This window comes from Pseudomonas sessilinigenes (genome assembly GCF_003850565.1).
GTDB lineage: Bacteria > Pseudomonadota > Gammaproteobacteria > Pseudomonadales > Pseudomonadaceae > Aquipseudomonas > Aquipseudomonas sessilinigenes.
In genome coordinates this window covers 3,503,348-3,517,554 of sequence record NZ_CP027706.1, presented here as the reverse complement: position 1 = coordinate 3,517,554, position 14,207 = coordinate 3,503,348, and the positions used below count along the sequence as shown (strand labels likewise).

Genomic DNA, 14,207 nt, shown 5'->3' with positions numbered 1-14,207 from the left:
TTCGATGCGATTTTTATTGGGTGTGTGTTTTTTATTGATGTCTTAATTTGTGGTGAGTCTGGCTTTTTTCTAGGCCGAGAAGTCACAAAGCGCGCCGAGAGTAGCAGCTTTGGAAAAGGCCGCCTAGAGCCAAAAAAGGCCTGAATAGTCACAGATATGACTCAAGACCATTTAATGGTCATTTTTAGAGTAAAAATTCTACAACCCTGAATTCCGCTCTGGTCCGCGGCTTTGCGCCCGACCAAAGCAGAGCGGGCAAGCCGTCGAACCGACCGGCTTGCCCGCGCAAGGTCGAGCGGACGGACCTCAGGCGATATCACGCAACTCGCGACGCAGGATCTTGCCCACTGGAGTCATCGGTAACGACTCGCGCAAGACGATGTGCTTGGGCACCTTGTAGCCGGTGAAGTTTTCCTTGCAGTAGGCCTTGAGTTCCTCAAGGCTGACCCCGGTTTCACGGGGTACCACGAACAGCTTCACGGCCTCGCCGGAACGTTCGTCCGGCACTCCGATTACCGCGCAGTTGGCCACCTTCGGGTGAGCCATCACCACATCCTCGATCTCGTTCGGATACACGTTGAAACCCGAGACGATGATCATGTCTTTCTTGCGATCGACGATACGCACGAAACCATCTGGATCGATGACGGCAATGTCGCCGGACTTGAACCAACCCTCGGCATCGAGCACCTCTGCCGTGGCCTCGGGTTTGTGCCAGTACCCCTTCATGATCTGCGGGCCCTTGATGCACAGTTCGCCACGCTCGCCCAGGGCCAGCTCCACGCCCTGGTCGTCGATGACCTTGACGAGGGTGCCAGGCACCGGCAAGCCGACGGTCCCCAGGCGTGAACTCTCGCCATAGGGGTTGGTGCAAGCCACCGGCGAAGTCTCGGTCAGGCCATAGCCCTCGGTGATCCGGCAACCCGTGATCTGCTGCCAGCGCTCGGCCGTCGCCTTGACCAGCGCCGTGCCACCGGAGTTGGTCAGCTTGAGGTTGGAGAAATCCAGGTGCTTGAACTCCGGATGCTCCATCAGCGCGACGAACAACGTGTTCAGCCCCAGCAACGCCGAGAAACGCCAGTTCTTCAGTTCCTTGATGAAGCCGCCGATGTCCCGCGGGTTGGTAATCAGCACATTGTGGTTGCCGGTGACCATCATGCACATGCAGTTCGCGGTGAAGGCATAGATATGGTACAGCGGCAGCGGCGCCACCATCACCTCCTGGCCCTCGCGCCACTGGGTGTGGCCGTCCGGCCCATGCTGGCCGAGGCAGGCACGAACCTGCTGCATATTGGCCACCAGGTTGCCATGGGTCAGCATCGCGCCCTTGGCCAGGCCTGTAGTACCACCGGTGTACTGCAATACCGCCACATCATCGAGCCCCGCGGCCTGGGGCTTGAGGCTCTGGACACGCCCCAGGCGCAAGGCGCTCTTGAAAGAGATGGCCTGGGGCAGGTGGTAGGCCGGCACCATCTTCTTCACCTTGTCCACTATGGTGTTGACCAGCCAGCCTTTGGCGGTGGGCATCAGGTCGCCCATCCTGGCCTCGATCAGGTACTGGATATCGGTGTCGCCCTGCACCTCCTGGACCTTCTGCCCGAACATGTTCAGGTAGACCAGGGCCCGGGCCCCGGAGTCCTTGAACTGGTGGCGCATCTCCCGCGCGGTGTACAGCGGATTGGTGTTGACCACGATCAACCCCGCACGCAGTGCACCGAACACGGCGATCGGGTATTGCAGGACATTGGGCATCTGCACCGCGATGCGATCCCCAGGAGCCAGGTCGGTCTGGCTCTGCAGGTAGCCGGCGAAAGCCGCGCTGTAGCGTTCCAGCTCGGCGTACGTCAGCGTCACCCCCATGTTGCTGAAGGCCGGGCGATCGGCAAATTTCTTGCAGGAACGCTCAAACACCTCGATCACCGACTTGTAGGCCCCCAGGTCGATCTCGTTGGGGACTCCGGCAGGGCGCTTATCATTCCAGAAATCAGGTTGCATTATTCTTGTCCTCTTATTTGCCTGAACGGTCCTGGCCACCTCTGTAACGCTGTCAGCGGCGGGGCTCCTGGGACGTTAGCAGCTATGGCGATTCAGGCAAATATGCGCGAGTGTGTCATTAATTGTGTGAATCTTGCGTCCAACAGGCCTGCGAATCAGACGCACGACCGGCGATGCGCTATAAAGTGCAGCGTCTTCGAGCAAAGGAATAGCCATGACCCACGACATGTTCTGGTTGACCACGAGTGATCATCAGCGCCTCTTCGTCAACCAGTGGCTGCCAGAGAGCCCGCTAAAGGCTGTGATCCTGCTGTCCCATGGCATGGCCGAGCACAGCGGCCGCTATGCACGCCTGGCCCAGGCCATGTGTTCTGCGGGCTATGGCGTCTATGCGCCAGACCAGCGCGGCCATGGCCAGAGTGCCGGACACGGGGTCCTCGGCCACTACGCCGACCATGGCGGCTGGAACAAGGTGGTTGGCGACCTGGCCAGCCTCAACCAGCATATCGGCCAGCAGCATCCCGCCACGCCCATCGTGCTGCTGGGACACAGCATGGGCAGCTACATCGCCCAGGCCTACCTGCTGCACCACAGCGCCAGCCTGTACGGGGCGATTCTCAGCGGCTCCAACTTCCAACCCGTGGCCCTGTACCGTGCCGCTAGCCTGATCGCTCGCTTCGAACGCTGGCGCCAGGGCGGCCAAGGACGCAGTGCATTGATCGAGTGGCTGTCCTTCGGCTCCTTCAACAAGGCCTTCAAGCCCAATCGCACCGCCTTCGACTGGCTCAGCCGCGATCCGGCGGAGGTCGACAAGTACGTCAACGACCCGCTGTGCGGATATCGTTGCACCAACCAGCTATGGATCGACCTGCTGGGCGGCCTGCAACAGATCAGCAAGATCACCAACCTGGCGCAGATCGACCCGGGCCTGCCATTGCTGGTAATGGGCGGCGAATGTGATCCGGTGAGCGATGGCAAGCGTCTCAAGGATCTGGCCGGTGCTCTGCGCGAGGCCGGCAGCCAGTGCCTGCAGCTCAACATCTACCCGCAGGCACGCCATGAGCTGTTCAACGAGAGCAATCGCGACCAAGTAACCCAGGACGTACTGGCCTGGCTGGAGCAGGCACTGCAGCACCGCCGCCCAGCACGCTCTGAATAGGGCTGCGCCAGTACGCTCATTTATCTGTCAGAGGATTTCCGCAAGATGACCCAGGTGACCAACACACCTTACGAAGCCCTGGAGGTCGGCCAGACCGCCCAGTACAGCAAGACTGTCGAGGAGCGTGATATCCAGTTGTTCGCCGCCATGTCCGGCGATCACAACCCGGTACACCTGGACCCCGAGTTCGCCGCTGCGACCATGTTCAAGGAACGCATCGCCCACGGCATGTTCAGTGGCGCCCTGATCAGCGCCGCAGTCGCCTGCGAGCTGCCTGGCCCGGGCACCATCTACCTCGGCCAGCAAATGAGCTTCCAGAAGCCGGTGAAGATCGGCGACACCCTGACCGTGCACCTGGAAATCCTGGAAAAACTGCCCAAGTTTCGCGTACGCATCGCCACCCGCGTGCTCAACCAGCGCGATGAGCTGGTGGTCGACGGCGAAGCCGAGATCCTTGCCCCGCGCAAGCAGCAGACCGTGACCCTGCCCACCCTGCCGGCCATCACCATCGGCTGAGGCCTGGGCAAGCCCCTACTTGCCACTCCCCTCTTCGACCTGGACGCTGGCGGTCATGCCGGCGCTCAGGTTGACACCCTCGGGCACCTTGTCGAGCTTGATCCGCACTGGAATCCGCTGGGCCAGGCGTACCCAGTTGAATGTCGGCTCCACCTCGGCCAGCAGTTGCCCGTCAGGCGTGGCGTTGCGGTCAGTGATCCCTCGGCTGATGCTTTCGACATGCCCCTGCAAGGCCTCCCCGGCGCTCATCAGCCAGACCTTGACCGGGTCACCGACCTTGATCCGCGGCAATTTGGTTTCCTCGAAGTAGGCCTGTACATAGAACGTCGAGTCGTCGATCAGCGCCATCACCGACTGCCCGGCATTGACGTAATTACCCTCGGCCAGGCGCAAGTTGGTGATGTGCCCGTCACGGGGTGCATGCACCTGGCTGCGCGCCAGGTTCAATTCAGCGACCTTGGCTTCGGCCTGGGCCTGGCGCAGCTCGCCACGGGCGATGCCGGCATTGATCTGGGCATTTTCCCGCAGCTCGGCACTGATGGCCTGGGGCCCCAGGGCAGCACGACGACTGGCCTCATGCTCACGCAAGCTCAATTGCTGCTGGCGGGTCTGCACCACCGCCTGGGCTTTTTCCAGGGCCGCCTCGAAGCGATCGCGGTCGATGCTCAGCAACAGCTGCCCGGCCTTCACCGACTGGTTGTCCGCCACCTTGAGTTCACGGACCCAGCCGGATACGTCCGGAGCCACGATCACCACGTCAGCGCGAATTCGGGCATCGCGAGTCCAGGGGGTAAGCATGTAGTACTGCCACAGGTGATAACCGGCGAAGACCGCCAGCGCCACCAGGCACAAGGTAAACACGACACGTACGGGTGTACGCATGATCAACTCCTTATAAAGGCCCGAGAACGAGCGTCACCACCGTCAACACACAGACGTACAGGGCACAATCGAACAAAGCCTCGTGCCAGATCCAGCGCCCCAGCCCGGTGGCTCGCACCAGGAGGCGCAACCCGCCGGTAATCAGCAGCGCCAATAGCACATAGATCAGGAACGGGCTGAGCAACACCCCACCCAATGCCCACTCACGCAGCCCCATGACTGTCCTCCTGCTGCCGGCACCAACTGCGCCAGCTGTTTTGCAATTGCCACACTGCGCCCTTGGCCAGCTTCAGCGCATCGCTGGAAGGGTACTGCTCCAGGGCCTGGAGCAAGGCTGCACCCGGCGCGACCAGGGCATCCTGGCGACTGCCCGCAGGTCCTTGCTGCAGGACCTTCTGCAATTGCTCGAAGTAATCGCGTTGCGCCTTGCTCGCCGGTACCTGGGCCACCGCAAGGCTCAAGCGCAGGTGCATCAACTCATCGCCGATATCCAACCCCAGCAGGCCATCGTCCCAACGGCTGCGGGCCGGCTCCGGCAGCTCCGGATAATGTCGCGCCAATTGCAACAGCCGATCGGCCATGCGCCCACCGAACCAGCTTTCGGCGCCCCGCAGATTGCGCCGAGTCAGGCGCACCAGATCGCTCAGGGTCGCCGCCAGCAAACGTCGACCGTGCCAGGCTGGATCACGCAGGATCAGAAGGTGGAAGGCCAACACGGCAGCGCCCACTCCCAACACCATGGCCTGGGCACTGTTGAAGAAATTGGCCACATCGAAGCTCATCCGGTTCATCGGCGAGATCAGCACAATGAAATGCAGGCAGAACGACGTCGCGGTCGCGCCGATCTGCGGCTTGGCCATGCCCAGGGCACCAAGGAACAATGGCACGCCCATGGCCATTGCCAGCATCGGGAAGCCACTCCACTGAGGCAGCAGGATCTGCCCGACCACAAAGGCCGAAGGGACCGCCAAAAAGATCCCGCGCATGAAGCTCATGCCGATCTGCGCGCCGTTCTCCCGACTGGCGAACAGGCCACACACCACGCAGGTCAGCAACATCGCCCCGGAAGCGGCGGGCCAGGCCGTGGCCAGCCAGAAGCTGGCCACGGCCAGGAACGCCAGGGCACTGCGTGCGCCGAATACCAGGGCCAGAGAGAGATCACGATGGGGGCTCAGGTTCGCCGGTTGCTCCAGCGGTGCCCGCCCCTGCTGCACCGCATCCAGGGCCAGGCTCGCGGCCAGGGCGGTGTCCAGCAACAAGGCAAAACGTGCCAGGCAGAAACTCTGTGCCGGGCTGATCCGCTCATCGTGGGAAGCGTCCAGCAAGCGTCTTCGCAATGCCTGCAGGGCGGCCATGTCCGCAATTGCCAGGGCTTGCTGTACTTCCTCCATCCAGGGCTGCAACTGCCGGGCTTGCTCCACGTCCAGTTGTTTCCACTGGCGCCGCACCGAGCGGGAGATACGCAGCAGCATCAGCAACTTCTGGCTCAGGCCACTGATGGCCCGGGCCCGCAGGCGTCCGGAAGGCCCTTCGAACCAGGCATGTTCACGCTGGGAATCCACGGCAACGATCCGCCCGAGGATCTCCAGCAAGCCCTTGCGATCCAGGGCCTCGCCGGCCAGCGTGGCACGGGCTGCCTGCATGCCGCTTTGCCAGGCAGCACGGGCCTGGTCGGCCAATTGGCGTTCGACACGCATGGGCCAGATCAAGGCGCTGCTGGCGGTTGCACAAATGATCCCCAGGGAAATCTCCGTACAGCGCGCCACGGCCTGATCGAAGATACTCAGTGGATGGCTGATGGCCGGCAGGGCAATGATCGCCACGGTGTAGCCCGCCAGCACGAAAGAATAGGACCAGGCACTGCGCAGCAATGTCGAACTGGCAGTGCACAGCCCCAGCCACAAGGCGAGTACCAACAGGAACAACCAGGGCGTCTGGGCGAACAGCGCCATGAACAACACCGACATGATGGTTCCGATCAAGGTCCCCAGCAGCCGCGCCAGGCCCTTCTGCAGGACCATCCCGGACAGCGGTTGGGCAACGATGAACGCCGTCATCAAGGCCCACGACGGTTGCTCCAGGCCCCAGCGCAAGGCCAGCCACAGGGCCACACCTCCCCCCAACAGGGTCTTGATCGCGAACTGCAATGCGCGAAGGTCGGGAGCAAGCAAGGCCTGCAAGGTGATGGGCACGGGCAAGGACTCTCAGGGTATTGATTGAACGATAGCCGGGAACGGATGAGGTGGGCGCGAGCTAATTATTAGCAAGCTAACTAAATGCCGTCCAGCATTAAATTCCAGGCATAAAAAACGCCAGACTGGCTGGCGTTTTTGACAGGTTTTTAGCCTTAGTGACGAGCACGGGCCTGATTGCGCAGGGCCTTGACCTGATCATGGTTGCGTTGCGCGCCATGGTACTGGCGCTCCACGACATCGCGGATTCCCACCAGGTTGTGCTTGCCGATTTTCTCCAGGGCATCCTTGTAGGCCTTGAGCGCATGATCTTCACCACGCTCGGCCTCATTGAGCACCGCCTCCTCGTCCTTGCCTGTGACCAGGGATTTGAGATCGACCCACCGCCGATGCAGATCGCCGCTGACACTGGTGGAGGTCTCAGGATCGCCGCCCATCGAACGTACCACCGACTGCAGTTCCGCCGCTGCGCTGGCACAGTCGGTGGAGCGCTTGATGAACAGGGCCTTGAGCTCGGGATGCTTGATGTCCTCGGCGCAGGTCTTGAAGCCCTCCTGGCCATCCTTGCTGGTCTCGATCAGGCTGTTGAGTACCGAAATCGCTTCTTTGTTCAAGTCAGTCATTTTCAGGTTCCTTGCAGGTTACGAGAATGGGATCGACCGTCGCCGACCTTCCTGTCGTTTACCATTGCAGTGCCCATGCCAGACTTTTCGATAAAATATTTATCTTTAAATTCAATAGGTTAACCATAGCCAGCAAATCTGTATCCGCGTTATTTGCATGATCTGTCATTTGGCCTGCATGCAGAATGCCTGTATTTTCCAAGGCTCTCGAATCACACCACGGTGGCCGCCATGAACCCTGAAACACTAGAACTACTGGTCACCCGGGAAATGCCCTTCGGCAAGTACAAGGGCCGCATCCTGGCCGACCTGCCTGGCCCCTATCTCAACTGGTTCGCCCGCGAAGGCTTCCCCAAGGGCGAACTCGGTGGCCTGCTGGCCCTGATGCAGGAAATCGACCACAACGGCTTGTCCGACCTGCTCGATCCGCTGCGCGCCAAGCACGGCAAGCCCAAGCCCCGCCATTGACCGCTACCCCTTCCCTGAACCTCCATCACCGATAAAGAGCCCAGCATGCCAAGGACTGTCACCACGCTGGCCCGCGACGAAGAGCATTGGCGGGGCATTGCCCGGCAATTCGACCTCGAGTCCGGACCGATCAACCTCGAGAACGGCTATTTCGGACGCATGACCCGCACAGTGGCCGAGGACTACCAACGCAATATCCTGTGGGTCAACAGCAGCAATTCGGTGCATGTGCGCCAGCGCTTCGAGCAGGTCGAAGCGCTGCAGATCCGCCACCAGCTGGCACAACTGCTAGAGGTCCCGGATAACGCCGTGGCCTTGACCCGCTGTGCCTCCGACGCCCTGCAATCACTGATCCGCAACTACAATCGCCTGCAACCCGGAGACCAGGTGCTGCTCAGCGACCTGGAGTACGACACGGTGAAAAGCGCCATGCGCTGGCTGGCCCGCCACCGCGGCGTGGAAGTGATAGAGATCCAGCACCAGCACCCTGCCAGTTTTGACAGCCTTGTGGCGACTTACAAGGATGCATTCGAGCGCTATCCGCGCCTCAAGTTGATGCCCCTGACCCACGTCACCCACCGCAGCGGCCTGGTGATGCCGGTCCAGGCCATCGCAGCCCTGGCCAAGGAATACCAGGTCGATATCATCCTCGACGGTGCCCACGCCCTGGGCCAGATCGATTTCGACCTGCAGCAGCTGGGTATCGCCTTCGCCGGTTTCAACCTGCACAAGTGGATCGGTGCGCCATTGAGCCTGGGCTTTCTCTACATCGATCCCGAGCGCCTGGACGCGATCGACCCCGACATGGACGAGTTCCACTTTCCAGTGGACGACATCCGCGCCCGCACGCCCTACAGCACGCCCAACATCCCGGCCTTGATGACCTTGCCGCGGGTGTTCGAAGAACACCGGGCCATGGGCGGCGCGGCAGCCAAGGGCGCGCGCCTGAATTACCTGCGCGAAACCTGGACCGAAGCCGTGCGCCAGTTGCCGGGCATCGAGGTGATGACGCCGGCAGACCCGCGCCTGTGCTGTGCCATCAGCGCCCTGCGCTTCACTCGCCACCAGGATCAGCAAGCCCTGGTGGACCGGCTACTGCACGACTACGACCTGTTCACGGTGATCCGCAAGGGCGCAGGCTTTGGCCCCTGTATCCGCATCACCCCGGGACTGGTGACGCCGCTGGAACATATCCAGCGCCTGGTCGTCGCCCTTGAGGAGCTGGCCACCAGCTGAAGCCCTCCGGAGCCGCTGCCCCAGGGCCTTCATCAGCCCTTTGTGCCAGCGGTTCCGGGGAGTTCAGGGCGGCACTTTTTTCCGGGCAAAAAAAAGGTGCGCCGACCAAGCGCACCATAAAGCCGTAGAACACACCAACGAATAGGATTGGATTCAGTCCAGCAGGGCCAGGGCCTGTGCCGTGCACTCCTGGATACGGGCCCAGTCGCCGTCCTTGATCCACTGCGGATCGAGCATCCAGCTACCGCCCACGCACATCACGTTCTTCAACGCCATGTAGCTCTTGATATTGGCCGGTCCGACTCCGCCGGTAGGGCAGAACTTGACCTCGCCGAACGGACCGCCCAGGGCCTTGATCGCCGCCACGCCACCGCTGACCTCAGCGGGGAACAGCTTGAAGCGGCGATAACCCAGGGCATACCCCTCCATGATCCCGGAGGCGTTGCTGATTCCCGGCAACAGCGGGATTGGGCTGGCGACGCTGGCTTGCAGCAGCTCGCGGGTGATGCCCGGGGTGACGATGAACTGCGAGCCCGCCGCCTCAGCCGCCGCCAGCATCTGCGGGTCGAGCACGGTGCCGGCGCCGGTCACCAGTTCCGGGCGCTGCTCGCGCAGGATCTGGATGGCCTTGAGGCCGAACTGCGAACGCAGGGTGACTTCCAGGGCCGTCAGGCCACCTGCGGCCAGGGCATCGGCCAGGGGCAGCACATCCTGCTCACGGGCGATGGTGATCACCGGCAGGATCCGCGCCTTGGCGCAGAGGCTGTCGAGCAGGGCTACTTTGTCCGCCATGGAAACGGTCGGAGGGAGGTTTGTCATCGCGGCTGATCCTTGGCTCATGGGCACCAGTAAATCTCTAACGGGGTTTGCAGAAAGGCACGAATCGGCATGTCGGCGACCACGTCGCCAGCCAGTGCGGTACTCAGGGTGGCCAGCTTGGACTGGCCGGATATCGACAGCAGGCTGCTACGGGCCGACGCCAACAGGGCCCGGCTCATGCTCAGGCGCTGACGGGGCACGGTGGGCGCCAGCATCGGCCAGCAACGGCGGCTGCCAGCGGGCTCGAGCGCCTCGGCCAGGTTCGGGCTGCCAGGGAACAGCGAGGCGGTATGCCCGTCATCGCCCATGCCCAGTACCAGCACGTCGATCCCACGCAACTGCGCCAGGGCCTCGTCGGCTTGCTGGGCAGCTTCTTCCAGGCTGGCCGCAGCGCTATACAGACCAAGGAAACGCGCCTTGGCCACCGGCCCCACCAACAAGTGCTGCTTGAGCAGGCCGGCATTGCTATCGGCGTGTTCCACCGGGACCCAACGTTCGTCGGCCAGGCTGATCAGTACCTTGGACCAGTCCAGCTCCTGCTTGACCAGGGCCTGGAAGAACGCCACCGGACTGCGGCCACCCGATACCACCAGGGTCGCCTGGCCACGGGCTACGATGGCCTCGCGCAGTTGTTCGGCGACCTTCAGGGCCTGGCCCGCAGCCAGAAGAGTCGAGCTGCGAAATTCGTGGGCGCGCACGCCCGCTGGCAATTGCAAATCAGATATCGCCATACCATGACCTCCCATCCCGCGTGATCAGTGCAATGGAACTCATCGGCCCCCAGGACCCGGCCGCATAGGGCTTGGGCGCATCGCCGGACTTCTTCCAGCCGGCGATCAACTGGTCGCACCACTTCCACGCGGCTTCGATTTCATCTTTGCGCACAAACAGGTTCTGGTTGCCGCGCATCACTTCCAGCAACAACCGCTCGTAGGCGTCGGGAATCCGCGTACTGCGATAGGTATCGGAAAAATTCAGCTGCAACGGGCCGCTGCGCAATTGCATGCCCTTGTCCAGGCCCTGCTCCTTGGTCATCACCCGCAACGAAATGCCTTCGTCCGGTTGCAGGCGGATGATCAGCTTGTTGCTGATCTGCAGGCGCTGCTCGGGAGCAAAGATGTAGTGCGAGGGTTCCTTGAAGTGGATGACGATCTGCGACAGTTTCTGCGGCATGCGCTTGCCGGTGCGCAGGTAGAACGGCACCCCGGCCCAACGCCAGTTGCGGATGTCGACACGCAGGGCGACGAAGGTCTCGGTGTCGCTTTGGGTGTTGGAATTCTCTTCCTCCAGGTAGCCCGGCACCGACTGGCCTTCGCTATGGCCGGCAATGTACTGGCCACGCACCACCTGGGTGGTCAGGCCTTCGGGGCTGATGGGCGCCAGGGCCTTGAGCACCTTGACCTTCTCGTCGCGGATGCTGTCGGCCGAGAGGTCGGCCGGCGGGTCCATGGCGATCAGGCAGAGCAATTGCAGCAAGTGGTTCTGGATCATGTCCCGCAGCTGGCCAGCCTTGTCGAAATAGCCCCAGCGGCCTTCGATGCCGACCTTCTCGGCCACGGTGATTTCCACGTGGGAGATGTAGTTCTGGTTCCACTGGGTTTCGAACAGGCTGTTGGCAAAACGCAGGGCGATCAGATTCTGTACCGTTTCCTTGCCCAGGTAGTGGTCGATCCGATAGATGCGGTTTTCCGGGAAGAACTGCGCCACGGCGTCATTGACCTTGCGCGAGGACTCCAGGTCCGAGCCGATGGGTTTCTCCAGGACCACCCGGGTGTGCTGGTTCAGCCCGACCCGGGACAGGTTCTCGCAGATTGCCCCGTACACCGCCGCCGGAGTGGCGAAGTAAGCAATCAGGCGTTGCTCGCTGCCCACTCGCTCGGCCAGGCCCACATAGTCGTCGGCCTTGAGGAAGTCCACGTGCACATAGCTCAGGCGCACCAGGAAACGCTGCAAGACCTCGGCATCGATATTCTTGTCGCCAACGTACTTGTGCAATTCGGCTTCGATATTGGCCAGGTGTTCCTGCTCGCTGCCCGGCTCGCGGGCCAGGGCCAGGATCCGCGTGTCCTCATGCAAGAGGCCGGCGGCATCGAGCTGGTACAAGGCAGGAAACAGCTTACGCAGCGCCAGATCGCCCAGCGCGCCGAACAACGCAAAGGTGCAGGGTTCAACCGTAATCGAAGGCATGATGTTTGTTCTTTTATCAAGTTAAGCTACAAATACCTTTTTTCAAGGTATCACTCAAGGAAAAATGTAGTAATAAACACAACATTTTTACAAAATATCGATTCTAGGTGGTCCTCATTCCGGGCCACCAGTACGATAGGCCACCTCTCACCTTCGCATTGCAGGCGCGGCGAGCCCGGTACATAGCGCAATCACAGGCCCCTTGAAGGCAGTGCAGCAAGCACCATTGCCTACCCTGGGTTGACCGCCTCCCGGCCCCGCCGTTTCACCTGTCTAACCGATCTAGGAAACCTGAATGGACCGAGTGCGAAATCTACTGGAGCAGATCCAGAACCGCCTTGAAGATTTGAACAAGGCGGAACGCAAAGTCGCCGAAGTCATCCTGCTCAACCCACAGCAGGCCACCCGCTTCAGCATCGCCGCCCTGGCCCAGGCCGCGTCGGTCAGCGAACCGACGGTCAACCGCTTCTGCCGTTCGTTCGGCGTCAGCGGCTACCCCGAACTCAAGCTGCAACTGGCCCAGAGCCTGGCCAGCGGCGCGGCCTATGTCAGCCGTGCCGTGGAAGCCGACGACAACCCTGAAGCCTACACGCAAAAGATCTTCGCCAGCGCCATTGCCTCGCTGGACAGCGCCTGCCAGCAGATCGATCCGCAGCAGGTCAGCCGCGCCGTAGACATGATGATCCAGGCCCGGCAGATCCACTTCTTCGGCCTCGGCGCCTCGGCCCCGGTGGCCATGGACGCCCAGCACAAGTTCTTCCGCTTCAACCTGGCCGTGTCGGCCCACCCAGACGTGCTGATGCAGCGCATGCTCGCCTCGGTGGCGCACACCGGCGACCTGTTCGTGATCATCTCCTACACCGGCCGTACCCGCGAGTTGGTGGAGGTCGCGCGCCAGGCCCGGGAAAACGGCGCCTCGGTACTCGGCATCACCGCCGCCGGCTCGCCGCTGGCCAAGGCGTGCAGCCTGAGCGTGCACCTGCCACTGCCGGAAGACACCGACATCTACATGCCCATGACCTCGCGGATCATCCAGCTCACGGTGCTCGATGTCCTGGCCACCGGCATGACCCTGCGCCGTGGCGTGGACTTCCAGCCACACCTGCGCAAGATCAAGGAAAGCCTCAACGCCAGCCGCTACCCGGCCGGCGACGAGCTCGACTGAGACCACAGGCTCCCGCGAGTTGCGGGAGCCCTTTGCCCTACCCCGCTGCCCGCGCCTGCAGGCTCAGGTGGGCCCGTTCCCCCGGCGCCAGGCGCAGGCTGTCGGTGCCACCGGCGGCCGCTTCGACACAGACGAAACGCGACACCTCGCTCCAACTCACCCCCAGCAGTGGCCGGGTACCGGGATGCCAGACCACGGTGTCGGCGTCCTCGCCAGTATCGATGCGCAGCGCACGCTGCCAGGCACGGTCCTCGATCTGCAACTCGCCCTCGTGCTGGAACACCCGCTGGCAGCCACCGTCGACCCGCAACTCGCCCTGTTGCCGACAGGCCTGGCGATTCAAATGATCGTAACCCTCGGCGCCATCGAGCCCGGACAGCGCTACCTCACCGACATCGCCAATACGCCAGTAGGCGTGCAGAGCCTGGCTCAACTGGCAGGGTTCGCTGTCCTGGTGCTCGGTGCTCAAGCGCAGGTCCATGTCCTGGCCCAGGTGCGCATGCAGCTCGACCTTCCAGTCGCACAGCTGCAATTGCCAATGCAGGCGCACACCGTCGTCATCGCTGTCGCTGTCCAGCAGCTTCCAGTCCAGCAAGCGCGCCCAGCCATGGGACGGCCAGGCGTTCTCGCTCGGATGACGGCCATACCAGGGCCAGCACACCGGCACCCCACCCCGGATCGCCCCCACCTGCGGCCACTTCGCCGCGCACCAGAGCCAGGGTTTCTGCCCGGTTGGCTGGAAGTGCAGGAGCTGCGCGCCCTGGCGGCTGAATACCGCCTGGCACAGCGGATGGTCGATCACCAGCACATCACGCATCTGGTAGCGCTCCCAGGCAAACACCGGGCGCTCGCGCAGGGTCTTGAAAAAGCGTTGCAAGGGATGCTCATGCATATGCCGCGATCCTGAAAATCATGGGGTAGCCATACTGGCGAACGGCTGTGGCGAAGGAGTCATCCAAAAAAAA

14 protein-coding genes are annotated in these 14,207 nt (G+C 62.3%); 5 read left to right on the top strand and 9 right to left on the bottom strand.

The genetic code is table 11. The features are described 5' to 3' along the window. Positions 1 to 306: 306 nt before the first annotated feature. Complete coding sequence (gene fadD2 / locus C4K39_RS16155; protein ID WP_124346973.1) at positions 307 to 1,995, bottom strand: long-chain-fatty-acid--CoA ligase FadD2; 1,689 nt, start codon at positions 1,993 to 1,995, stop codon at positions 307 to 309. 214 nt (positions 1,996 to 2,209) lie between these two features. Here fadD2 and C4K39_RS16150 point away from each other — a divergent pair, with 214 nt between their 5' ends. Together C4K39_RS16150 and C4K39_RS16145 are read left to right on the top strand one after the other, a co-directional pair. Then, positions 2,210 to 3,154, top strand: a complete 945-nt coding sequence (locus C4K39_RS16150; protein WP_068579252.1) for an alpha/beta hydrolase — start codon at positions 2,210 to 2,212, stop codon at positions 3,152 to 3,154. 45 nt (positions 3,155 to 3,199) lie between these two features. After that, complete coding sequence (locus C4K39_RS16145) at positions 3,200 to 3,670, top strand: MaoC family dehydratase (protein ID WP_068579250.1); 471 nt, start codon at positions 3,200 to 3,202, stop codon at positions 3,668 to 3,670. A 15-nt stretch (positions 3,671 to 3,685) separates the two neighbouring features. Here the strand turns inward: C4K39_RS16145 and C4K39_RS16140 are convergent, their stop codons facing one another. From C4K39_RS16140 to C4K39_RS16125, 4 genes are all read right to left on the bottom strand, one after another. Then, complete coding sequence (locus tag C4K39_RS16140) at positions 3,686 to 4,552, bottom strand: efflux RND transporter periplasmic adaptor subunit (protein WP_068579249.1); 867 nt, start codon at positions 4,550 to 4,552, stop codon at positions 3,686 to 3,688. Positions 4,553 to 4,562: 10 nt separating this feature from the next. Next, complete coding sequence (locus tag C4K39_RS16135) at positions 4,563 to 4,769, bottom strand: DUF1656 domain-containing protein (RefSeq protein WP_068579245.1); 207 nt, start codon at positions 4,767 to 4,769, stop codon at positions 4,563 to 4,565. After that, positions 4,756 to 6,744: an FUSC family protein gene (locus C4K39_RS16130; protein WP_068579371.1), complete on the bottom strand. Its 1,989-nt coding sequence runs from the start codon at positions 6,742 to 6,744 to the stop codon at positions 4,756 to 4,758. The genes C4K39_RS16135 and C4K39_RS16130 overlap by 14 nt, the downstream gene beginning before the upstream one ends. 155 nt (positions 6,745 to 6,899) lie before the next feature. Continuing rightward, a complete protein-coding gene (locus tag C4K39_RS16125) occupies positions 6,900 to 7,367 on the bottom strand; it encodes a ferritin-like domain-containing protein (protein ID WP_068579241.1) in 468 nt (155 codons plus the stop codon). Positions 7,368 to 7,598: 231 nt separating this feature from the next. Between C4K39_RS16125 and C4K39_RS16120 the strand changes: the two genes are divergently transcribed. After that, positions 7,599 to 7,835: a DUF3820 family protein gene (locus C4K39_RS16120; protein ID WP_068579239.1), complete on the top strand. Its 237-nt coding sequence runs from the start codon at positions 7,599 to 7,601 to the stop codon at positions 7,833 to 7,835. A gap of 45 nt (positions 7,836 to 7,880) precedes the next feature. After that, a complete protein-coding gene (locus C4K39_RS16115) occupies positions 7,881 to 9,071 on the top strand; it encodes an aminotransferase class V-fold PLP-dependent enzyme (protein WP_068579236.1) in 1,191 nt (396 codons plus the stop codon). Between the two features lie 153 nt (positions 9,072 to 9,224). Here the strand turns inward: C4K39_RS16115 and C4K39_RS16110 are convergent, their stop codons facing one another. From C4K39_RS16110 to zwf, 3 genes are read right to left on the bottom strand one after another with little or no spacing between them, the layout of a single operon-like run. Beyond that, positions 9,225 to 9,890: a bifunctional 4-hydroxy-2-oxoglutarate aldolase/2-dehydro-3-deoxy-phosphogluconate aldolase gene (locus C4K39_RS16110; RefSeq protein WP_022640431.1), complete on the bottom strand. Its 666-nt coding sequence runs from the start codon at positions 9,888 to 9,890 to the stop codon at positions 9,225 to 9,227. A gap of 17 nt (positions 9,891 to 9,907) precedes the next feature. Then, positions 9,908 to 10,621, bottom strand: a complete 714-nt coding sequence (gene pgl / locus C4K39_RS16105; protein ID WP_124346972.1) for a 6-phosphogluconolactonase — start codon at positions 10,619 to 10,621, stop codon at positions 9,908 to 9,910. After that, positions 10,608 to 12,077: a glucose-6-phosphate dehydrogenase gene (zwf, locus tag C4K39_RS16100; RefSeq protein ID WP_068579228.1), complete on the bottom strand. Its 1,470-nt coding sequence runs from the start codon at positions 12,075 to 12,077 to the stop codon at positions 10,608 to 10,610. The genes pgl and zwf overlap by 14 nt, the downstream gene beginning before the upstream one ends. Before the next feature lie 304 nt (positions 12,078 to 12,381). Between zwf and hexR the strand changes: the two genes are divergently transcribed. After that, the gene (gene hexR, locus C4K39_RS16095; protein ID WP_176719805.1) at positions 12,382 to 13,242 is read left to right on the top strand and encodes a DNA-binding transcriptional regulator HexR; all 861 of its coding nucleotides are present in this window, start codon (positions 12,382 to 12,384) and stop codon (positions 13,240 to 13,242) included. Positions 13,243 to 13,279: 37 nt separating this feature from the next. Here hexR and C4K39_RS16090 read toward each other — a convergent pair whose 3' ends face one another. Beyond that, on the bottom strand, positions 13,280 to 14,134 hold the full coding sequence (locus tag C4K39_RS16090) for a D-hexose-6-phosphate mutarotase (protein ID WP_068579223.1): 855 nt from the start codon (positions 14,132 to 14,134) through the stop codon (positions 13,280 to 13,282). Positions 14,135 to 14,207 lie beyond the last annotated feature (73 nt).